Origin of the sequence: Chryseobacterium piperi (assembly GCF_002285635.2) — a bacterium.
GTDB lineage: Bacteria > Bacteroidota > Bacteroidia > Flavobacteriales > Weeksellaceae > Chryseobacterium > Chryseobacterium piperi.
Window position 1 is genome coordinate 158,899 of sequence record NZ_CP023049.2, and the last position, 21,201, is coordinate 180,099.

21 protein-coding genes are annotated in these 21,201 nt (G+C 37.6%); 15 read left to right on the plus strand and 6 right to left on the minus strand.

From position 1 onward, the window contains the following. Window positions 1-50: 50 nt before the first annotated feature. The 3 genes from CJF12_RS00760 to pruA form a co-directional block, all read right to left on the minus strand. Complete coding sequence (locus CJF12_RS00760; RefSeq protein WP_034684270.1) at window positions 51-263, minus strand: hypothetical protein; 213 nt, start codon at window positions 261-263, stop codon at window positions 51-53. A 151-nt stretch (window positions 264-414) separates the two neighbouring features. Next, window positions 415-633 carry a hypothetical protein gene (locus CJF12_RS00765; RefSeq protein WP_034684273.1) on the minus strand — a complete coding sequence of 73 codons (219 nt, stop codon included), beginning with the start codon at window positions 631-633 and terminating at the stop codon, window positions 415-417. A 453-nt stretch (window positions 634-1,086) separates the two neighbouring features. Next, complete coding sequence (gene pruA, locus CJF12_RS00770) at window positions 1,087-2,712, minus strand: L-glutamate gamma-semialdehyde dehydrogenase (protein WP_034684276.1); 1,626 nt, start codon at window positions 2,710-2,712, stop codon at window positions 1,087-1,089. 394 nt (window positions 2,713-3,106) lie between these two features. Here pruA and CJF12_RS00775 point away from each other — a divergent pair, with 394 nt between their 5' ends. From CJF12_RS00775 to CJF12_RS00835, 13 genes are all read left to right on the plus strand, one after another. After that, window positions 3,107-3,469 (plus strand): hypothetical protein, encoded by a 363-nt coding sequence (locus tag CJF12_RS00775; RefSeq protein ID WP_131329528.1) that lies wholly within the window; start codon window positions 3,107-3,109, stop codon window positions 3,467-3,469. Between the two features lie 151 nt (window positions 3,470-3,620). Further along, window positions 3,621-3,923 carry an urease subunit gamma gene (ureA, locus tag CJF12_RS00780; RefSeq protein ID WP_034684280.1) on the plus strand — a complete coding sequence of 101 codons (303 nt, stop codon included), beginning with the start codon at window positions 3,621-3,623 and terminating at the stop codon, window positions 3,921-3,923. Window positions 3,924-3,935: 12 nt separating this feature from the next. Then, window positions 3,936-4,304, plus strand: a complete 369-nt coding sequence (gene ureB, locus CJF12_RS00785; RefSeq protein WP_034684282.1) for an urease subunit beta — start codon at window positions 3,936-3,938, stop codon at window positions 4,302-4,304. A 1-nt stretch (window position 4,305) separates the two neighbouring features. Further along, entirely contained in the window at window positions 4,306-6,027 is a 1,722-nt protein-coding gene (gene ureC / locus CJF12_RS00790) for an urease subunit alpha (RefSeq protein ID WP_034684284.1), read from the plus strand. 73 nt (window positions 6,028-6,100) lie between these two features. Continuing rightward, window positions 6,101-6,766 (plus strand): hypothetical protein, encoded by a 666-nt coding sequence (locus tag CJF12_RS00795; RefSeq protein WP_034684288.1) that lies wholly within the window; start codon window positions 6,101-6,103, stop codon window positions 6,764-6,766. Then, complete coding sequence (ureE, locus tag CJF12_RS00800) at window positions 6,756-7,268, plus strand: urease accessory protein UreE (protein ID WP_034684291.1); 513 nt, start codon at window positions 6,756-6,758, stop codon at window positions 7,266-7,268. Before CJF12_RS00795 ends, ureE begins: the two co-directional genes overlap by 11 nt. A gap of 1 nt (window position 7,269) precedes the next feature. Beyond that, window positions 7,270-7,959, plus strand: a complete 690-nt coding sequence (locus CJF12_RS00805) for an urease accessory protein UreF (RefSeq protein ID WP_034684434.1) — start codon at window positions 7,270-7,272, stop codon at window positions 7,957-7,959. A 125-nt stretch (window positions 7,960-8,084) separates the two neighbouring features. Further along, complete coding sequence (gene ureG, locus CJF12_RS00810) at window positions 8,085-8,723, plus strand: urease accessory protein UreG (protein WP_034684295.1); 639 nt, start codon at window positions 8,085-8,087, stop codon at window positions 8,721-8,723. Then, window positions 8,724-9,533, plus strand: coding sequence for an urease accessory protein UreD (locus tag CJF12_RS00815; RefSeq protein ID WP_034684298.1), 810 nt, complete (start codon window positions 8,724-8,726; stop codon window positions 9,531-9,533). An 87-nt stretch (window positions 9,534-9,620) separates the two neighbouring features. Beyond that, window positions 9,621-10,322 carry a hypothetical protein gene (locus CJF12_RS00820; RefSeq protein WP_034684301.1) on the plus strand — a complete coding sequence of 234 codons (702 nt, stop codon included), beginning with the start codon at window positions 9,621-9,623 and terminating at the stop codon, window positions 10,320-10,322. 201 nt (window positions 10,323-10,523) lie between these two features. Next, entirely contained in the window at window positions 10,524-11,414 is an 891-nt protein-coding gene (locus CJF12_RS00825; RefSeq protein WP_034684304.1) for an urea transporter, read from the plus strand. A gap of 21 nt (window positions 11,415-11,435) precedes the next feature. Next, on the plus strand, window positions 11,436-13,688 hold the full coding sequence (locus CJF12_RS00830) for a TonB-dependent receptor (RefSeq protein WP_034684307.1): 2,253 nt from the start codon (window positions 11,436-11,438) through the stop codon (window positions 13,686-13,688). A 256-nt stretch (window positions 13,689-13,944) separates the two neighbouring features. Then, complete coding sequence (locus tag CJF12_RS00835; RefSeq protein ID WP_051887271.1) at window positions 13,945-14,835, plus strand: helix-turn-helix domain-containing protein; 891 nt, start codon at window positions 13,945-13,947, stop codon at window positions 14,833-14,835. A 10-nt stretch (window positions 14,836-14,845) separates the two neighbouring features. Here CJF12_RS00835 and CJF12_RS00840 read toward each other — a convergent pair whose 3' ends face one another. From CJF12_RS00840 to CJF12_RS00850, 3 genes are read right to left on the minus strand one after another with little or no spacing between them, the layout of a single operon-like run. Continuing rightward, window positions 14,846-15,949: a DNA topoisomerase IB gene (locus CJF12_RS00840; protein WP_034684312.1), complete on the minus strand. Its 1,104-nt coding sequence runs from the start codon at window positions 15,947-15,949 to the stop codon at window positions 14,846-14,848. A 12-nt stretch (window positions 15,950-15,961) separates the two neighbouring features. Then, complete coding sequence (locus CJF12_RS00845; RefSeq protein WP_084675636.1) at window positions 15,962-16,129, minus strand: phosphatidate cytidylyltransferase; 168 nt, start codon at window positions 16,127-16,129, stop codon at window positions 15,962-15,964. Window positions 16,130-16,154: 25 nt separating this feature from the next. Then, on the minus strand, window positions 16,155-16,604 hold the full coding sequence (locus CJF12_RS00850; RefSeq protein WP_316930826.1) for a DUF6526 family protein: 450 nt from the start codon (window positions 16,602-16,604) through the stop codon (window positions 16,155-16,157). Window positions 16,605-16,954: 350 nt separating this feature from the next. Here CJF12_RS00850 and CJF12_RS00855 point away from each other — a divergent pair, with 350 nt between their 5' ends. Then, entirely contained in the window at window positions 16,955-18,724 is a 1,770-nt protein-coding gene (locus CJF12_RS00855; RefSeq protein WP_034684316.1) for an aminopeptidase P family protein, read from the plus strand. A 1,082-nt stretch (window positions 18,725-19,806) separates the two neighbouring features. After that, window positions 19,807-21,192, plus strand: a complete 1,386-nt coding sequence (gene mnmE / locus CJF12_RS00860) for a tRNA uridine-5-carboxymethylaminomethyl(34) synthesis GTPase MnmE (RefSeq protein ID WP_034684318.1) — start codon at window positions 19,807-19,809, stop codon at window positions 21,190-21,192. Window positions 21,193-21,201 lie beyond the last annotated feature (9 nt).

Consider the following 21,201-nt stretch of genomic DNA (forward strand, 5'->3'; position numbering starts at 1 on the left):
ATTGATTCTATTCTGAAAAAAATCCGCAATAACTATTGCGGATTTTTGTATTATTTGGTTTTGGTAGAATCTGTCTTTCCTTTTAAAGAGTCAGATACAGCAGCCGGAGTCTGTTCTGAATTCGCTACCGCAGAATCTCCCATGCTGTTTCGCATCGCATTTTTATCGTGCTCATCTTTAAACTCTTCACGCTTCTCTTTGTTTTGAGCACAGCTTCCCAGGAAGAATAGACCTAAAATGGCTCCAATCCATAGTTTTTTCATAGTATTTCTTTTAATGTTTGTCTTATCAAATATAAAAAAATATTGATAGTAATGGGGTATATCTGATGTATTATATAAATTAAGAGCTTGTATAAGCTTAAAAAATCCGCAGAACTTTCATCTGCGGATTTTCCATTTTTAATTCAACTTCTTATCGGGTAGCAGGAGCTTTCATAGTATCGGTTTTCATTTTGATACTATCAGGGTTCGCCATTTTGGTTGTCATTGTATCTGTTGTTGATGGTGAGGCTTTTAGAGATTGGTCTACTGCTGTAGAGTCTGTATTCCCTGAAGACATTTGCGGTTCTTTGGTTCCGCAACTCACTGCAAATATTCCTAAACCTAAGCTTAGTAACAAAAACTTTTTCATACTATTCTATTTTTGGTGTATTTGTAAAAGTTCAATAACCATTCCTAAGTGGGTAGGTGTTTTATTAAATAAATAATAAAATAATCAAAAATATGTTAATAAATATAATGTAAATTTATTTTAATGTTGATTTTATTTTCATTTTTTGACTTTTCGTCAGTTCGAGTGTAAAGATGAGATCTTCACTAGTAAGACATAATAACCTGGTTGAGATTCCTACGAAAACTAAAAGTTCGACGAAGTCAATGACAGAAGGAATCTTTGGATTGAGAATATTTGTTCTATCGTCAGTTCGAGTGTTTTATTAATAAACAAAAATAACCATACATATCTGTGTCAATCTGGGCAATCTGTGGCCAAAAAAACATACCACAAAAGTTTAAAACAAAAAAGCCCCGAAAGTAAAACTCCGGGGCTCATATTGCTTATTAATGATTACTCATTACTTATTTTTTATCCTAAATACGGATATTTATAATCTTTAGGAGAAACGAAAGTTTCTTTAATACTTCTTACAGAAGTCCATCTTAAAAGATTCATTTTAGAACCTGCTTTATCATTGGTTCCTGAAGCTCTACCACCACCGAATGGCTGTTGTCCAACTACAGCTCCTGTCGGCTTATCGTTGATGTAGAAGTTTCCGGAAGCATTTTCTAATGCTTTGAAAGCTTCGTTGATAGCATAACGATCCTGAGCAAATACAGAACCTGTCAATGAATATGGAGATGAAGAATCAACTACTTGTAATGTTTCTTTCCAGTCTTTATCTTCATATACATAGATACTCAAGATAGGGCCGAAGATTTCTTCTACCATACTTTCGTACTGAGGATTTGTAGTTTCAATAACTGTTGGGCTTACAAACCATCCTTTAGAATCGTCATATGTACCACCAATAGCTATTTTAGCTTCTCCGGAGTTTTGAGCTCTGTCAATATATCCTCTACACTTTTCGAAAGAGTTTTTATCAATAACAGCGTTTACAAAGTTAGAAGGATCTTCAGGAGAACCAATTTTAATCGTACTCATCTGAGCTTCCATTACTTTTTTTACACCTTCCCAAAGAGATTTAGGAATATATGCTCTTGAAGCAGCCGAACATTTCTGTCCCTGATATTCGAAAGCACCTCTTACTAAACCAGTTGCTACTGCTTCTACGTTAGCAGAAGGGTGAGCGATAACGAAATCTTTACCTCCTGTTTCTCCAACAATTCTTGGATATGTTCTGTAGTTGTGGATGTTATCTCCGATCATTTTCCACATTCCCTGGAATACTTTTGTAGAACCTGTGAAATGAAGTCCTGCAAAGTCACGGTGTGCCAATACTTTTTCAGCAGTTTCTTTTCCATCGGTGAATACCATATTGATAACCCCGGCAGGAAGACCAGCCTCAATAAGAACATCCATGATTACTTTTGCAGAATAAACCTGCTTATCTGAAGGTTTCCAAACCACTACGTTTCCAAGCATTGCCATACAAGTAGGCAGGTTTCCTGAAATTGCTGTAAAGTTGAATGGAGTTACTGCGAAACAAAATCCTTCTAACGGTCTGTACTCAACACGGTTCCATATTCCGTTGTCAGAAATAGGCTGCTCAGCATACATCTCCGTCATAAATTCTACGTTGAATCTTAAGAAATCTATAAACTCACAAGCTGCATCAATTTCAGCCTGGTGTACATTCTTAGATTGTCCGATCATAGTAGCAGCGTTGATTACATCTCTGTAAGGTCCTGCCAATAGATCAGCCGCTTTTAAGAAGATAGCAGCACGCTGTTCCCAGCCCAGTTCATTCCATTCCTTTTTAGCAGCTAATGCAGCATTGATCGCATCATCCACATGTTGCATGGTTCCTTTATAATAAAATCCAAAATCATGAGCATGATCCTGTGGAGACTGAAGCTGAACTTTTTCGTCAGTTTTCACTTCTTTTCCATTAATGACCATTGGGATTTCTATCTTTTCAGCCCACATTTTTTTGTATGTGGCAATAAGGCTTTTTACTTCAGCTGAACCTGGTTCATAAGAGTTTACGGGCTCATTCACTGCAAGTGGAACTTGCGAAATTGCTTTTGACATATATTTAAATTGTTTTTAATTAAGTCTGTACCACAAATTTACGATAATTCGGGCAAAGAAAAAATAAACGATTGTTTTTATAAAATATCATTTACAGAAGTACACTATTCAATAAATATATTATTTCTGCATGAAAATGTACTATTTCAGTTGTTTTTATTTCGATTTTATAAATAAATAATGAAATCCATTAGGTATCAAAATGTAGGATTATATGAAAAAGATCTCGACTGTCCTACTTCTCCACCTATGCTGATGTCCTATGGTTAAAAGACTTAAGAGATGATTGAAAATAAATATAATTTCTATTTGTCACGATTTTGAACATTTTAAATGATCTTTTTGATAGCCGGAGAATTTACATTAGTCTAATTTTACACGATCAATAATGGATATGAATAAAAGGATTGTACTCTTCTCTTTCGTGGTATTCTTCACGGCTCTGTGTACCTATTTTTACGGGTACAGAGGTGAGATTCAATCATCATCCCATACCATTTCCAAAAATAAAATTTCACAAAAATCTGATCATCAGAACCCAGACGAAGGTTATACTTTGCTGGATAACCAGGATGAGCCTGATCTCAATGATCTTGAAAAAGTGAAATTTGATTATTCCATTTTCGTACAACAGTGCATCAACCTTTTCTTTGGAACTTATTCTTACGAAACCCAATCTTTGGTTGTTCACGATCCTGTGTACAATACTACACCAAGATATATTTTATATCATTCTTTACAGATAGACTTCTGTTAATTTTTCTTTTGATTAATCTACCCTTATAAAATCCGTATTTCTATACCGATTCGTAAGATTCGTTTTCAATTTTTTGATATAAAAAGCATTTCTATTTGTCTTTTCTAAAAGACAGACCGGATACCGCATGTTTAATTTTAAATAACATATAATGCATTTAACACCCAGAGAAACAGAGAAACTCATGCTGTACATGGCAGGTGAGCTGGCACTTAAGAGAAAAGCCAGAGGACTTAAGCTGAATTATCCTGAAGCAATAGCCATCATCAGTCATTTCTTATTGGAAGGAGCCAGAGATGGTAAAAAAGTAGCAGAACTGATGCAGGAAGGTGCGCAGATTCTTAATAAAGATGATGTAATGCCCGGCGTTGCAGATATGATTCACGATGTTCAGATAGAAGCTACATTCCCGGACGGAACCAAACTGGTAACTGTTCATGACCCTATTCGTTAATCCTTATTATTTATGATACCAGGAGAAATTTTTGTAAAAGAAGGCACTGTCATCTGTAATGAAGGCAGAGAAACCGTAAAAATAAAAGTAGTGAATACAGGAGATCGTCCCATTCAGGTGGGGTCCCATTTTCATTTTTTTGAAGTGAATAAAGCGATGTCTTTTGATCGCGAAAAAGCTTTTGGAAAACGGCTGAATATTGTAGCCAGTACTGCGGTTCGTTTTGAGCCGGGAGAAGAAAAAGAAGTTGAGCTTGTAGAAATAGGAGGCAGTAAAAAAGCAATGGGATTCAATAATCTTGTAGATGGGTCTGTGGATTCAGAAGCTCAGAAAAAAGAAAGCCTTGCCAAAGCGATTCATTTAAATTTTAAAAACCTGTAAGATGAGTTTACACGTAGACAGAAAACAATACGCGAACATATTAGGGCCTACTGCCGGAGACAGAATCCGTCTAGGGGATACTGAGATGATTATTGAAATAGAAAAGGATTTCACCCATTATGGAGACGAAGCTGTTTTCGGAGGAGGAAAAACCGTTCGCGACGGAATGGGACAGAATGTAACCCGTAAAAGAGATGAAGGGGTTTTGGACCTTTGTATTACCGGAGCTGTGATTATTGACCATTGGGGAATTGTAAAGGCGGATATCGGAATTAAAGATGGTAAGATCGTAGGAATAGGGAAAGCAGGAAACCCGGATACAATGGACGGAGTGGATCCCGATATGATTATCGGAGCTTCTACAGAGGTGCACGGTGGAAAAGGATATATCGTAACAGCAGGAGGAATCGATACCCACATTCACTATATCTGTCCGCAACAAATAGAAACCTCTTTATATAGTGGTATTACAACTATGATTGGGGGTGGAACAGGGCCTAATGACGGGACCAATGCTACAACCGTTACTCCGGGAAGATTTAATATGCAGAGAATGCTGGAAGCAGCAGAAGAATATCCGATGAATTTGGGGTTTTTCGGAAAAGGAAACTGTTCTGCCGAAGAACCGATTGAAGAGCAGGTAGAGGCAGGAGCATTGGGCGTAAAAATTCATGAAGATTGGGGTGCGACTCCTGCTACGATTGATGCCGCGCTGAAAGTGGCAGATAAGTATGATGTACAGGTGGCTATCCATACAGATACATTGAATGAAGGAGGATTCCTGGAAGATACTATGCGTGCCATCAACGGAAGAGTAATTCATACTTTCCATACGGAAGGCGCCGGTGGAGGGCACGCTCCGGATATCATCAAGGCGGCGATGTATCCGAATGTGCTTCCTGCATCTACCAATCCTACACGTCCTTATACCATCAATACGATCGATGAACATTTGGATATGCTGATGGTTTGCCATCATTTAAGTAAAAATATTCCTGAGGATGTTGCATTTGCGGATTCCCGTATTCGTCCTGAAACCATTGCAGCAGAAGATATTCTTCATGATATGGGAGTATTCAGCATCATGAGTTCTGACTCGCAGGCTATGGGAAGACCAGGCGAAGTGATTACCAGAACATGGCAGACAGCCAGTAAAATGAAAGAGCAACGCGGTCAGCTGGATGAAGATAAAGGCTCTGAACATGACAATTACCGTGCAAAAAGATATGTCGCAAAATATACGATCAATCCTGCTATTGCCCATGGAATCTCAGACTATGTAGGCACTATTGAAAAAGGAAAGTTGGCGGATCTGGTGATTTGGAGACCTGCTTTATTTGGAGTAAAACCGGAGATGATCTATAAGGGAGGAATGGTGATTGCCAGCAAAATGGGAGATCCAAATGCTTCTATTCCTACGCCTCAACCGGTTATTTACAGAAATATGTTCGGTGCACATGGAAGAGCAAAATATGGAACCTGTGTTACGTTTGTATCTCAGATTTCTATTGATAATGGGTCTATTGCTGAGTTTAAACTGGAGAAAATGATTCTTCCTGTAAAAAACTGTAGAAATATTTCCAAAGCAGACCTTATCCATAATGATAAGACTCCTTTGATAGAAGTGAATCCGGAAAATTATAAAGTGACCGTAGATGGAGAATACATCACCTGTGAGCCGGCTGAAAAACTTCCGCTTACCCAATTGTATTATCTGTTCTAAAAAGATAAAGTTCTCATCGTGCCCGGTGAAATTCCGGGCTTTTTAAAAGATATAATTTAAATGTAAAGATCAGATGAAATACTTTAATAAAAAGGCTTTATCATTTGTCGTAGCGGGAACGTCCATGATGTCGGTTCAGCTGCATGCTCAGTTTCTCGGCGGAAGAAGACTGAAAGATAATGAAGAAGGGCCGAAAGGACAATTCATGATATATGGTTCTTTTGATTATTCCAAAACCAATGCACCTTCGAGCAGTAACAGTTCAGTAGGAACCAGCGCCAATGCAGGTGTACCTATCGGGATAGGATACTTTTTTAATAATAATGATGTCATAGGAATTAATTATGCTTATGCACAGAATGTTTCAGACCATAGAACCATCTATAAGCAGAATGAAGCAGGAATTTGGTACAGCCCGTCAGTAACTCTTGGGAAATATTTTGCTTTGATCGGCCAGGTTGATGCTCATTATGTTTGGGGACAGAAGCTGTCGGACTCATCAGATGCGATGAATAATTTTACAGGATACCGATTGCGTGCCTATCCTTTGTTTGCCATTTTCCTTGGAGGTGGATGGGCTTTAAAATTCAAATTTGCCGAGCTTTCTATGTTGCAGACAAAAACGAAACAGGAAGGCTGGACGAAGACTTACGTTGCCGGAATAAGTGCATCTACCTTTGGGGTAGGGATTTCTAAAAATATTGATTTCAGAAAAAAGAATAAAGATCATGATTATTAATGAAACTATAGGGAATATCTCGGAATGTCCTATTGAAGGAAAAGAGGTGGATTTTCTGGATCTGGAATGGTTTGAAACCACCAAAAGAATTCAACGCAAGAAAACCCGTCAGGGGACAGATGTTGCAATTAAATTTCTTAGGGAAGGACAGCGCTTACGCGAAGGAGATATTCTCTATCAGGACGAAGAAAAGCTGATTATAGTGAATGTCCTGGAAACAGAGGCGATTGTAATGACTCCGGCATCAATGCTGGAAATGGGTACAGTTTGTTATGAGATTGGCAATAAACATATTCCTTTGTTTATCCAGAATGATCAGGTGTTATTACCATTTGAAATGCCTATGTATAGATGGCTGGAAGCAAGTGGATTTGCTCCCGAAAAGCAGAATGTAAAGCTGTTGAATCTTCTTAAATCTAACGTGGAGCCACATGGACACGGCAGTCTGGGATCTACTTTATTTACCAAAATACTTAAAATGGCAGCCCCTAAGGATGAATAATATGAATTTAAATTTCCTGGCAGGCCTGCTGCATATCGCAGACCCTACATTGCCCATTGGTGGTTACAGCCACTCTAACGGATTGGAAACTTATGTACAGAAAAGGATAATACATAATGTAAAGACAGCCAAAGAGTTCGTAGAAAATATGCTGGTTTATAATCTTAAATACAATGATGGTGCTTTTATGAAGCTCACTTATGAAGCTGTTCAAAAAGAAGATCTGAGATTGATACTACAACTGGATAACGAATGCAATGCCATAAAATGTCCGAGAGAAATTCGTCAGGCAAGTCAGAAGCTCGGCTTACGTCTGATTAAAATTTTCAAAAGAAGAGACCATTTCCCTTTTATAGAAGCTTACGAAAAAGCAGTCCGGAATGGCGAAGCCAATTCTCATTACTGTATCGTATTTGGAATGTATGCTGCTGTCATGAAGATCCCATTATATGAAGCACTCTTAGGGTTTTATTACACGTCTGTAGCAGGAATGATTACCAATGCTGTGAAACTGGTGCCCCTGGGGCAACTGGATGGGCAGGATATTCTTTTCTCCCTGTATCCGGTGATGGAACAGACGGTTCTGGAAACAATCGATCTTGATAGAGAACTCGTGGGAATCTGTAATACTTCTTTTGATATTCATTGTATGCAGCATGAAAGGTTGTATTCGAGATTGTATATGTCATAGGGGTGAAACCGTTGAATCGTAAAATTGTTAAATCGTGAAAGGGCTGAAAAGCTGAGGGGTTGAATCGCAAAAAAAGCAAATTCGCCTATCTGCCTTTTTGCCATTTTACTAAAAAAATAAAAAAAATGGAAAATAGAAAATATATAAAAGTAGGTGTGGCTGGTCCTGTAGGTTCAGGGAAAACAGCATTATTGGAACGTTTGAGCAGAAAAATGTTCGGAACTTATGATCTTGGTGTGATTACCAATGATATTTATACAAAAGAAGATGCAGAGTTTATGGCTAAAAACAGTCTTCTGCCTCATGAAAGAATTATTGGCGTCGAAACCGGAGGATGTCCACATACTGCCATCAGAGAAGATGCGAGTATGAATCTGGAAGCAGTAGATGAGCTTACTGCCCGTTTCCCTGATATTGAATTGGTGCTTATAGAAAGTGGAGGAGATAATTTATCGGCAACCTTCAGTCCGGATTTAGCTGACGTCACTATTTTCATTATCGACGTAGCTGAAGGAGAGAAAATTCCAAGAAAAGGAGGCCCGGGAATTACCCGTTCCGATCTTTTGATCATTAATAAAATTGACCTGGCACCACATGTAGGGGCAAGTCTTGAAGTAATGGAAAGAGACGCCAGAAGAATGCGAAACGGAAGTCCTTTCGTATTCACTAATCTGAAAACGGATGAAGGATTGGAAAAAGTAATCGGGTGGATCAAAAAATATGCATTGCTGGAAGAATGTGAAGAACCGAATCTCGTAAGATAAATGGATAGTCGATTAGAACTCGTTGCCGGATATAAGGAGGGGAAGTCTTTTGTGAAGGATCTCTATGTTTCCCTTCCTTTCAGAGTTGTTTCTGTCGGGCAGCGTAAAAATGATAATAAACTCTATCAGATGGTCATGAGTTCTTCGCCGGGAATTCTTGACGGAGACCGTTACCATCTTGAAATTTCCCTGGAAAAAGGGGCTTCATTGCAACTGCAGTCACAATCTTACCAGAGGTTATTCAATATGGAAGATAAAGCGACTCAATTATTGAAAGTGTCCTTGGATGATGATACTTCTTTTGCCTACGTTCCGCATCCAATCGTTCCCCATGAGCGTTCGAATTTTAAAAGTGAAGCGCAGGTTCATATCGGGAAAAACAGCCAGATTATTATCAGTGAGATTATTACTTGCGGAAGGAAGCATTATGGAGAGGTTTTTAAGCTGAAGCGTTTTCAGAATCTGGTGGAAATTTATCATGAAAATAAACTGGTCATCAAGGATAATGTTTTAATTCAGCCCGATCTGATCCCTGTGAACGGAATTGGAAATCTCGAACAGTTTACCCATCAGGGAACCTTAATTTTCTACACAACACGAGACAATATCAATCAGGAAGCCTTAATAGAATCTATTTTAAATGCTGATGAAGCAAAGAATACGGATATGGAAATTGGTATTTCAGCCATGGAAAATAATGGATTTATCATCAGAACACTAGGACATGGAGGAGAGGTGATGTATAACTTTTTCCTTTACGTGCAGGAAAAGCTATGGGCATTAGAACAGAACAATGATTCTCGCCAATAGAAGTGACTCACCCGTAATAAAAATAAATACAAAGGCTTTAGCCAAAATTTAAAGGTTATGAATGAATAACCCTAACAAAATTAATTAATGGATACAACGATTTGGGCACTATTGATCAGTGCAATTTCTATAAGTTTTATACATACGGCATCGGGACCGGATCATTATCTTCCGTTTATCGTGCTTTCAAAATCGAAAAAATGGAGTGGAATGAAAACGGCTGTTTTAACAATAATTTGTGGATTCGGTCATGTGATGAGCTCTTTAGTACTAGGATTTATCGGCGTGTTTTTAGGATGGCAGCTGAACAGAATTTCATGGTTTCAGGATATCAGAGGTAACTTCTCCGGATGGGCTTTGCTGATTTTTGGAGGAGTTTATCTGGTGTATGGCTTAATACAGGCGGTAAGAAATAAGCCTCATAAGCATTTCGATGTTATGGGAGATGATGTGTATGTCTATGAGCATAATCATACAGAGGTTGTGATGCCCCAAAAAAGGATTAAAGTAACCCCTCTTGTTCTTTTTATGATTTTTGTAATGGGACCTAGTGAGCCTTTGATTCCTCTTTTATTTTATTCGGGAGTGAAGCATTCGACTACGGAGATTATTGTGCTGGTTACTTCATTTACCATAACTACGGTGTTAACAATGCTGGGAATGGTGCTGTTGGGACGCTACGGATATTCAACGTTATTCAATACCGAAAAGCTGGAGCGTTATATGGGGGTAGTGAGCGGGGCCGTGGTTACAGTCTGTGGAATCGGAATGGTATTCCTGGGATGGTAGGCGAGTTGCGAGTTTCGAGTTGTAGGATGTCGGAAATAATGTTGGTATTTAATAGAAATTGAACTACAAAAAACCGAACCTTATTAATTCTACCCTCTGTAACCACGTAACCACGTAACTCGTAACTCGAAACTCGCATCCCGCACCCAGAAATCCCGCGTCTCACCCTCTTCTAAAATCTAATTTCTAACTCAACTAACTATGAACAAATTTTTTGAAAAACTTCCTTTTATAGATCATATTTTAAAAGGGATCGGACAGATTATGCTCCAGGAAAACAGATGGACGGGTCTCTTATTTCTGATTGGAATTTTTATGGGAAGCTGGCAGGGCGGAGTGGCTGTGCTATTATCTACCACAGCAGGAACACTAGCTGCTATGAAATTGCGTTATACCCAATCGGAAATCAATGCCGGGTTATATGGTTTTAGTGCTGCTCTGGTAGGGGTTGCCTTATCTTTTGTATTTCAGACCACCTTATTGATATGGATTCTGATTATTGTCGGTGGGGTATTGGCTACTGTGATCCAGCATTTTTTTATTCAGAAAAAGATTCCTGTATTTACGTTTCCTTTTATTATAGTGACATGGATCTGCATTTATTGCCTGCATCATTATACTCAGATTCCACCTTCGGATATGATGAATGCTAAAATGGAGCCAGTAGATTATGACGACTTTCTTACATGTACCAATGGGTTTGGAGAAGTTATTTTTCAGGGAGGAATTCTTTCCGGAATTATTTTCTTCGTTGCTGTATTTATCAGCTCACCTGCTGCTGCCCTCTATGGTTTAGCCGGATCAGTGCTGGGAGCCTATCTCTCTCATATGCATGGAGAACCTATTGATAAAATTCATATGGGATTGTTCGGCTTCAATGCCGTGCTTTCTGCTATTGTTTTTTCAGGGTTCAAAAAAACAGATGGGATATGGGTACTGGTTGCGGTACTGGTTACAGTGGCAATCGACGATCTTTTAATCGATCACAATGTGCTGAATGAAGTGGGTGGAGTATTGACATTTCCTTTTGTGGCAGGGACATGGATCACACTACTTGTTCAGAAACTTCTTATAAAAAATAAAAATAATTAATAAAAAATAGTTTAAATCAAAATGAAAATTACAAAAGTAATGATCGTCTTTCTTGCTGTATGGATGAATGAAAAGGTTGCAGCGCAGGAGACAGAGACACAAAAACAATTGTTAATTAAAGACTTTGATGATAAATTTCCAATTTCAGATGCTTTGGTACAGTTTAATCACGGAAATGATCATGCGCATTCCGGAACCGACGGGTCTGTAAAATTCAATATCGTTTCATATCCGGATACCTTGGTAATTAGCCATAAAGGATATGATGATGTGAAATGGGTGATGACTAATAATGACGACAAAAATAGAGTTGTTTTCCTTCAGCATAAGCCCTTTCAGATTTCAGAAGTAGCGATTAATCATAGTTCGTTTTTATCCGCTATAACGAAAGTGGATCTTAATAAATTTCCGGTTAATTCAGCGCAAGATCTTCTTCGTAAAGTACCGGGACTTTTTATTGCGCAGCATGCAGGTGGAGGGAAAGCAGAACAGCTTTTTCTTAGAGGATTCGATTCAGATCATGGAACGGATGTGAGTGTGAATGTAGACGGAATGCCGGTGAATATTGTTTCCCATGCTCATGGGCAGGGATATTCGGATTTACATTTTGTGATTCCTGAAACGGTTAATAATATTGATTTTGGCAAAGGAGCGTATTATACCGATCGGGGAGATTTTAATACGGCCGGGTATGTGGATTTTAAAACTTATGACCGTTTGAACAACAGTATGATCAAGCTGGAAGGGGGTTCATTCAATACAAAAAGGATTTTAGGAATGTTCAATATCCTTAATGATGCAGCCGGACGAAAGAGTGCTTACCTTGCAGCTGAATACAATTATACAGATGGGCCTTTTGATGTTAAACAAAATTTTAACAGGGTGAATATCTTTGGGAAATATAATCAATGGCTGACTGATAATGATTATTTCAATATTCAGTTTTCCACATTCAATTCTTCATGGAATGCTTCCGGACAAATTCCCGAGCGCGCCGTGAATGAAGGAATCATAGGACGTTGGGGGAGTATAGATCCTACCGAAGGAGGAAATACTTCAAGGACGAATCTGCAAATGAATTATAAACATATCATTTCACCTTCCGAGCAAATAGATGCGATGGTATGGTATTCAAAATATGATTTTAATCTGTATTCTGATTTTACGTTTTATTTAAAAGACAAAGACCATGGAGATGAGATTCAGCAGACAGATGGAAGGAATATCTACGGAACTGAAATAAAATATACCAAAAACTTTTCACTACCTAATGGAACATTAGATTGGGTTTCGGGAGTAGGGTTTAGAAATGATGATATCAATACGCTTCAGCTGAACCATGTATACCACCGGGATTTACTTTTGGATAAGTTATCGAATGTCAACGGTACAGAAACAAATCTGCATGCCTACACAGGATTGGTTTGGAAAACCGGAAAATGGACGATTAATCCGGGGTTACGGGTAGATCATTTTATTTTTAATATGCACAATCTGATGAATCCCGAGCAACTGCCTTCCGGACAGTCTTCAGAAGGAACAAGATTGAGCCCCAAGCTTAATTTCTCTTATGCGGTAAATGACAACATGATGTGGTTTTTAAAAACGGGGATGGGATTCCATTCCAATGATATGAGGGTGGTGATTGAGCAACAGGGCGTAAAAACACTTCCTTATTCCGTAGGTGGAGATTTGGGCGTAAGATTGCATCCTTTTAAATCATTGATCATTACTCCAACCGTGTGGTATTTGTACCTACAGCAGGAATTTGTTTATGTGGGAGACGATGCGGTTGTAGAGCCATCCGGAAAATCACAGCGTTTTGGGGCTGATTTAGGAATCCGGTTCCAGCCTTTAGAGAATTTCTATTTGAATGCAGATGTCAACTATGCCTATGCGAGGTTTACAGAAGAAAAGAAAGGAGAAGATTATGTGCCTTTGGCTCCGGTTATTACCAGTACAGGTTCTGTGAACTGGGATTTTTTACACGGTTTTTCATTAGGTATTCAATACCGTTATTTAGGGACAAGACCTGCGGTGGAGGATAACAGTATCAGAACAAAGGCTTATTTTGTTAATGATCTGATTCTTTCCTACAACCAGCCCAAATGGGGAGCGAATGTTCAGGTCAGCAATCTTTTCAATGTGAAATGGAATGAAGCACAGTTTGCCACAGAAACACAATTAAAAAATGAGCAGGAACCAGTCACTGATCTTACCTATACTCCAGGAAGTCCTTTTGGGATGAGAGTAGGAGTGTATTATAAGTTTTGATGAGGATTGAGTTTGAGGGTTTGAGAGTATTAGAGTATTAGAGTTGCGGAAATGATTTGCTTTAATGGCTAGAGTTTCAGTCGACAGATTGCTACATTGTTATATTGTTATATTGTTATATTGTTACACTGTTACATTAATAAATACACATTCTCAGGTCGATGTATTGCTACACTGTTACATTACTAAATTGTTACATTATTAAAGAGCTACATCATCAATTTTGTTTAATTTTAATTAATATATAAGTAAGGATATGGAGGTATTATCCAATTTTCAGTATAAAAAACTTTTTCTCCCTAATATTACCGAGAAAATATTGGCTAATAATGCGGATGTACAGCTTTACCGGCTTGAGAATTATCTTAAAGGGATTCTGATGCCGGTAATTCCATACCGGACGACATTTAATTTTATCATCTTTATTACCAATGGCCATATCAAGCAATATCTGGAAAATAAAGAATACCAGGCAGAAAAAGGTGGGGTGATTTTTATTAAACAGGGGACGATTACTGCAACTATAGAACTGTCTGATGATGCAGAAGGTTTTTTCCTGGCCTATGAAAATAATATATTATCGGAACAGGAGCTGCCGAAGCATAAAACCAGTATTTTTTTTATGACGCCTTTTCTGAAGCTGGATAGCCTTACCTATGGAACCATTATTCAGCTTCTTCCGATTATGGAACAGGAACTCTGGCTGAATAATTTCAATGTCAATGAAGTTGTGATTACAATGCTTCATCTTATTCTGGTGAAAATGCTGAATACGGACCTGGAAAGTCATCACAGGCTGGCAACCCGGTCTATGGAAATTTCATTGCAGTTTCGGGATCTTTTGTTTAAATACCATGTAAAAGAGAAAAGAGTGGCTTTCTATGCCGATAAGTTATCGGTAACGGAAAACTACCTTAATAAATGTGTGAAAAATGTCACCCAGAAATCCCCTAAACAATGGATCAATGAGATAGATATCAATTATAGTAAAGCCCTTCTTCATTCAAGTAAGGATATTGCAGAGATAGCCTATGAACTTAATTTCCATACGGCTTCTCATTTTACCCAACTGTTTAAAAAAATAACGGGAATTACCCCGAAAGAATATCGGATTCAGTTCTTACCTCATAAGATAGTGGAACATTAATCCTTACGGTTTACATCTTTTCATTTTCAAGGATCTTTAACACCAGTTTTTCTTCATGGGTTAAATCTGCTGTGCCATCATTCACTTCAATATCATCGAGTTCGTCAAGATATTTTTTGATGGTATTGTTTTCATATAAATTGATCACCAGAGGGTGTACGTAATACTTTTTGCAGACGGTACTCGTATTACCCAGATGTGAGGCAACAATTTCCAGGGCTTCTTTTACTTTCTTTTTATATTCGGTATTGCTTTCCGCATATCCTATTTCCTTAAAAGCAATCAGAGCACTCACCGTACCGGACCAGGTTCTGAAATCCTTAGCACTAAAATCCTCACCGCTGATCTCTTTAATATAGTCATTCACCATTCCGGAATCAATAGAATGTCGGTTTCCTTCATCGTCATAATATTGAAACAATTCTTTTCCGGGAATCTCTTTGCATTTCTGTACAAGCCTTGCCAACTTTTTGCTTTTAAGATCTACGTTGTGCATGATGCCCTTTTTTCCTTTAAATGAGAATGTCATTTTCTGACCGTTGATTTTGACATGTTTATCTTTTAAAGTAGTCAGTCCAAAAGAACCGTACAGCTTTTCGTATGCATTATTGCCGATACGAATATTGGTTCGTTGCATTAAGCTGACGATTAAGGCAAGGATTTTTCGTTTTTCAAAATTCCTTAAGGCCAGGTCTTTTTCTACATGCAGGCGTATCTCAGGTAAAGCGTAGCCGAACTGAAGCATACGGTAAAATTTTGTATGATTTCTTAAAGCACTCCAGAGTGTATGGTATTTATACTGTTTTCTTTTCTTGACATCAAATCCGGTGGCCTGGAGATGGCCATTGTCTAGTGCACAAATCCATACATTTTCCCATGCCGGAGGAATAACCAGCTTATTGATTCTGGTAATCTCATTTTTGTCTTTGATTTTTTCTCCGTCTTTAAAGTAAGCGTACTTTTTTCCCTTTCTTTTCCGAATAATTCCGGCGGTTTCCGCGTCAGAAGTGTAAATAAGATTTACAGCCTTTGCGGAAGCCACCGGATCTTTCATGATCTTGACAATCTTAGATGGTTTAAGGTGGGAGATCAGTTCCAAATTGTCATTATCCATGGCATAAAATGGTTACGAGTTTTTACCCTTCGAAAAAATTAATAATAGGATAACGACAATGGCTACTACTACAAGGATTCCCCACCACATTCCAGCTTTGAAGATGGTCTCTACTGCTTCACAACTTGTTAATGATAATAAACTAAATATAGCAATACTGTATAAGGGTAATTTTTTCATATGATTTTATTTTTCGGTGTTTAGTTTAAATTCTGTGGTGATCCGGATTCCAGTTTTTAATGGATCTTTTGATCTGATCCCCGGAAATATTTTCATTTAATGCTTGATACAAAAGTTCTTTAAACTCATCATCATAAGCAAACCTTAGTGCTGCCATCTGATCAAAGCTCAGCTTTTCACAAACTTCATCAGACCGTTTATTGAATATCTCAAAATACCGTTGCCTGAATTCCAGTCTGACGATACGGTTCTGATTTCCCAATGCATAATGCTGCCTTACCATAATGGCTAAATACAAGATTAGAAAAATAACAATTGAAAATAATATCCAAGTTAATTGGTTGGCAGGATCACTCCAGATTTTATAAATCCCCATGATCTCTAATATGAGTAACAAAGGAAGAAAAATGAAATGATGCGGCGGATAAAACTTCCGGTGATTTTTATAATTCTGTATTCCCATGGAATATAGCATAGCAATAATCTTTCCAAAACTGAATATTTTTAATAATAATTTACTTTTTAATGTTTAAAAAGTATTTGTTTTGTGATAATTGATGTATTTTTTATTTTATTGATAAATGTTCGATGTTCTTGATTTTGAATCTTATATAATGAATCCTAAAGCCAGGAAATGGAAAAAAATTCAAAAGACTTTGAAAAGACGTTTTCCTTTCCAAGGGCCTATGATATGAGAATAAAAATCATCCTGTTTTTGCTATGGATTTAAAAAGAAAAAAATACTATAAATTCTGGAAAAATCAGTGGATAATTTGAATTCTAAACCTCAATTTTTTTGTAACTTCGGGTTTTAAAAATTGAAAAATGACTTCAAAGGAAAAAGTAGCTGCGCTTCGTGAAGAAATGCAGAAAAATAATGTTGATGCATTTATAGTATATTCTGCAGATCCGCATATGAGTGAATATTTACCTGAAGAATGGCAGGAGAGAGCCTGGCTTTCAGGTTTTTTAGGCTCGGCTGGTTTTGTGGTCATCACTAAGGATAAAGCCGGACTTTGGACCGACGGACGATACTTTACACAGGCAGCACTTGAACTGGAAGGTTCGGGAATCGATCTTTTTAAAGATGGAATGGAGGGAACTCCTCATTATATCGACTGGATCATTTCAGAAATTCCTTCTAATGGAAAAGTGGCGGTTAATGCTTTGGCCACATCCCATACCAACTGGGAGCTGCTTTCTCAAAAATTAGATCATAAAAATATCACATTGGCGGATGCTCCTTTACTGAAAGAAGTTTGGAAGGATAGAGGAACCCCATCAAAAAATCCGATATATATTCAGCCTGTAGAAAGAGCAGGGAAATCTGTAACCGATAAGCTGTCTGCAATCCGCCAGAAAATGGAGGGACAGGAAGTAACGGTTCATATCATCTCAAGTCTTGATGATGTAGCATGGACGCTTAACCTTAGGGGAAGTGATGTGCAAAGTAATCCTGTATTTTTAGGATACATCATCATCACTAAAAATGACGCGATTTTGTTTACCGATCTTGAAAAATTAGAAGTTGAAGCAAGAAAACAGCTGGATGATTCTTTTGTAAAAATGATGCCTTATGAAGAGTTTTATAATCATTTAAAAACGATCAAAAATGAAAGCGTTTTAATCTCTTCAAACAGTAACCAGTCTATTTTTGAAACACTGAAGACGGATAACCAGTTTGTAAAAGCTCCGGTTCCGGGAAACCTTATGAAAGCTCAGAAAAATGAAACTGAACTGGAAGGCTTCAGAAAAGTAATGGTAAGAGATGGAGTGGCTATGGTGAAATTCCTGTATTGGCTTACTCATAATGCCGGAAAAGAAGCCATGACAGAATATTCTATTGGTGAAAAACTATTAGGATTCCGTAAAGAAGGAGAAAACTTTGTAGGAGAAAGCTTTGGAAGCATTGTTGGTTACAAAGATAATGGTGCGATTATGCATTACTCGGCTAAAAGCGAAGGAAGTAAAGAAGTGACGAATGATGCGAGCATCCTTGTCGATTCAGGAGGTCAGTATCTGGAAGGAACTACCGATATCACCAGAACATTTGCTTTAGGAAATGTTTCTGAAGACTTTAAACGAAACTCTACATTGGTATTACAGGGATTGATCCGCTTATCTATGGTGAAGTTTCCGAAAGGGACAAAAGGAACCCATTTAGATGCTATTGCAAGGCTTCCTTTATGGATGGAAGGTAAAGATTTCAATCACGGTACAGGACATGGAGTAGGGAGCTTTATGAACGTACATGAGGGTCCTCAGAATATCAGGAAAGATTTGAACCCACAAGACCTTCTTCCTGGAATGGTTTGTTCAAACGAACCCGGATATTACCTGGAGGGAGAATATGGCATCCGTCATGAAAACTTAATTGCAGTAAAAGAAGCAGAAAAAACAGGATCAGGAGTATTTTACGACTTTGAAACGTTAACGTTCTGTCCGTTCTTTAAAGATACTATCGTAAAAGAAATCCTTTCTGAAAAAGAAATAGCCTGGCTAAACCAGTATCACAAAACTTGTGAGGAAAAACTTTCACCTTATCTTGAAGGTGATGTTAAAGAATGGTTCTTACAACTGGTAAGTCCACTTTAAGAATTGTTAGATCAATTTAAAAGCTCTGTAGATATTTCTTACAGGGCTTTTTATTTTGTTAATGTAACAATGTATTTTGGTAAGGTACTTTTAAATTGGGCAACCGTGTTTTTACGGATATATTTCTAGGGATTTCCCTGAAGGTTGTGTCTATACGGTAGACTACATTTGTATCAATACAAACAAGCACCTTTTCATATCTTACATATATATTTTTTAAAGCAAGAACAGTTAGAATCATCTCAGGAATGGGATGATTTTGTTTTTTTTTTTGAATAAATACTTTGTTAATCTCAAAGACGGACTTTTGAAGTTCTCACAGATTTCGCAGATAACAAGAAAACGTTAGTTTAATAAGCGAAGCAACTCTTTGTTTGCTCTCAGTATGCAACATTCTTATTCCTCTTTGCGTTAAAAAACTTGAATATGGTTAATCGCAAAGACGCAAAGGGTTCTGAAAATACTACGTTTTTAAGGCGCAAGGGCGTTTCACTCAGCAAAGAAAAACAAAAACTATTAACATTATCCTTTGTCATTGACTTCGTCTAATCTTCGATTTCAGAATGAAGCGTAGCGGAATGAAGAATCTCAACTTGCATTAAAATAAAAAAATAGAAATCAGCTTGATCAGCATAATCTGAGAGCATCAAAAGCCATAAACATCTGTGTTAATCTGTGAAATCTGTGGCGAAGAAAATAAAATCACAAAAGTTTTAAACACTTCAGTTACTTAAGCTTTATACCTGATGTATAAGAAGTGCACATAAGTTCTATAAAAATCAAAGTTTTTTATAGAATCTGCTAAAGCAAAGCAGTATAATCTGTAGAATGTTAGAAATTCCCACGGATCTCACAGATTACACAGATCTTTTTAGTCATTGACTTGGTGTAGTCTTTGATTTCAGTGCGAAGAAATCTAAACTCAGAAAGAATGGTGAAGTTTTCAGAAATCAGCCTAATCATGTACAGAGGGTAAAAAGAGAAAGATCCCTTGCATCTTTGTTTAATTCAAATAAAAAGAATAGACAATCTATATGATTACTCCCTTTAAAAATTACCATTAAAAAGCGTAAATTTGCAGTATGAATAACGATACCATTTGTGCACTGGCTACGGCCAATGGAGTAGGAGCATTAGGCATTATCAGAGTTTCGGGAAACGAATCTTTAGCAGTCGTTCAGAAATCTTTTCCGGGAAAAAACCTGGAGAAACAGAAATCCCATACCATTCATTATGGGTATTTCATGGATGGTGATGAAGCGATTGATGAGGTAATGCTGTCCATTTTTTTGGCTCCAAAAAGTTTTACGACTGAAAACTCTGTGGAAATAGCTTTCCATGGATCTCCGCACATTGGAAAAAGAATTCTGGAAACGCTTACTAAGAACGGAGCAAGAATGGCGAAAGCAGGGGAATTTACACTTCGTGCTTTTATCAATGGCAGAATTGATCTTTCTCAGGCTGAAGCGATTGCTGATGTAATTGCTTCCGAAAATGAAGCTTCCAGAAAAGTAGCTATCAACCAGCTGAAGGGTGGAATTACCAATGAAATATCAATATTAAGAACGGATTTGCTGAATTTTGTTTCATTGATCGAGCTGGAACTAGATTTTGCAGAAGAAGACGTGGAATTCGCAGACAGATCTGCCCTGAACCAGTTGCTGAATAAAATTGAATTAAAATTAAACTCTCTTATTGAAAGTTTTCAGTACGGGAATGCTATTAAAAATGGAACTGCGGTTGCCATTATTGGTAAGCCGAATGCAGGAAAATCAACTTTACTGAATGCTTTATTAAAAGAAGAAAGAGCAATTGTCAGCAGTATCGCCGGAACAACGAGAGATACGATTGAAGAAGTTTTACATATCAAAGGCCATGCGTTCCGTCTCATTGATACTGCAGGATTGCGGGAAACAGCAGATGAAATTGAAGCGATTGGTGTTAAGAAAGCAAAAGAAAAAGTTGAAAATGCCAATATCCTGGTCTATTTAGCAGATGCAGCGACCGAAGATTTCTCGGATGATATTGAAATGATTCAATCTTTAGTGAGAGATGATTTGAAATTGATTATTTGTGCAACCAAAATTGATGAGGTCATTCCTACAAAATATGAAAAGGTAGAAGATACTTTCAGAAATGAAATTACCCATGAGTTTGATTTTATTACCATCTCTGCGGTTGAAAACCAAAATATTCAGGACCTGAAAAATGAATTGTCTTCTTATGTTGAACAATTACAATCCCAGGAAAGCAATGTGGTGATCACCAATCAGCGTCATTTTGCATCATTACAAAAATCTCTGGAAGCAGTACATAAAGTTAACGAGGCGATTACTTTCAAGATTTCTACCGAATTATTAGCGTATGAACTTCGTAATGCATTGGAACATCTTGGAGAGATCTCAGGTGAGGTGACCAATGATGAGGTGTTGGGGAATATTTTCTCGAAGTTTTGTATTGGGAAGTAATCAATAAAA

Excerpts from the sequence above, each read along its gene's own strand:
- CJF12_RS00760 (WP_034684270.1), bottom strand. The coding sequence starts at position 263 with ATGAAAAAACTATGGATTGGAGCCATTTTAGGTCTATTCTTCCTGGGA.
- CJF12_RS00765 (WP_034684273.1), bottom strand. The coding sequence starts at position 633 with ATGAAAAAGTTTTTGTTACTAAGCTTAGGTTTAGGAATATTTGCAGTG.
- pruA (WP_034684276.1), bottom strand. The coding sequence starts at position 2,712 with ATGTCAAAAGCAATTTCGCAAGTTCCACTTGCAGTGAATGAGCCCGTA.
- CJF12_RS00775 (WP_131329528.1), top strand. The coding sequence starts at position 3,107 with ATGAATAAAAGGATTGTACTCTTCTCTTTCGTGGTATTCTTCACGGCT.
- ureA (WP_034684280.1), top strand. The coding sequence starts at position 3,621 with ATGCATTTAACACCCAGAGAAACAGAGAAACTCATGCTGTACATGGCA.
- ureB (WP_034684282.1), top strand. The coding sequence starts at position 3,936 with ATGATACCAGGAGAAATTTTTGTAAAAGAAGGCACTGTCATCTGTAAT.
- ureC (WP_034684284.1), top strand. The coding sequence starts at position 4,306 with ATGAGTTTACACGTAGACAGAAAACAATACGCGAACATATTAGGGCCT.
- CJF12_RS00795 (WP_034684288.1), top strand. The coding sequence starts at position 6,101 with ATGAAATACTTTAATAAAAAGGCTTTATCATTTGTCGTAGCGGGAACG.
- ureE (WP_034684291.1), top strand. The coding sequence starts at position 6,756 with ATGATTATTAATGAAACTATAGGGAATATCTCGGAATGTCCTATTGAA.
- CJF12_RS00805 (WP_034684434.1), top strand. The coding sequence starts at position 7,270 with ATGAATTTAAATTTCCTGGCAGGCCTGCTGCATATCGCAGACCCTACA.
- ureG (WP_034684295.1), top strand. The coding sequence starts at position 8,085 with ATGGAAAATAGAAAATATATAAAAGTAGGTGTGGCTGGTCCTGTAGGT.
- CJF12_RS00815 (WP_034684298.1), top strand. The coding sequence starts at position 8,724 with ATGGATAGTCGATTAGAACTCGTTGCCGGATATAAGGAGGGGAAGTCT.
- CJF12_RS00820 (WP_034684301.1), top strand. The coding sequence starts at position 9,621 with ATGGATACAACGATTTGGGCACTATTGATCAGTGCAATTTCTATAAGT.
- CJF12_RS00825 (WP_034684304.1), top strand. The coding sequence starts at position 10,524 with ATGAACAAATTTTTTGAAAAACTTCCTTTTATAGATCATATTTTAAAA.
- CJF12_RS00830 (WP_034684307.1), top strand. The coding sequence starts at position 11,436 with ATGAAAATTACAAAAGTAATGATCGTCTTTCTTGCTGTATGGATGAAT.
- CJF12_RS00835 (WP_051887271.1), top strand. The coding sequence starts at position 13,945 with ATGGAGGTATTATCCAATTTTCAGTATAAAAAACTTTTTCTCCCTAAT.
- CJF12_RS00840 (WP_034684312.1), bottom strand. The coding sequence starts at position 15,949 with ATGGATAATGACAATTTGGAACTGATCTCCCACCTTAAACCATCTAAG.
- CJF12_RS00845 (WP_084675636.1), bottom strand. The coding sequence starts at position 16,129 with ATGAAAAAATTACCCTTATACAGTATTGCTATATTTAGTTTATTATCA.
- CJF12_RS00850 (WP_316930826.1), bottom strand. The coding sequence starts at position 16,604 with ATGCTATATTCCATGGGAATACAGAATTATAAAAATCACCGGAAGTTT.
- CJF12_RS00855 (WP_034684316.1), top strand. The coding sequence starts at position 16,955 with ATGACTTCAAAGGAAAAAGTAGCTGCGCTTCGTGAAGAAATGCAGAAA.
- mnmE (WP_034684318.1), top strand. The coding sequence starts at position 19,807 with ATGAATAACGATACCATTTGTGCACTGGCTACGGCCAATGGAGTAGGA.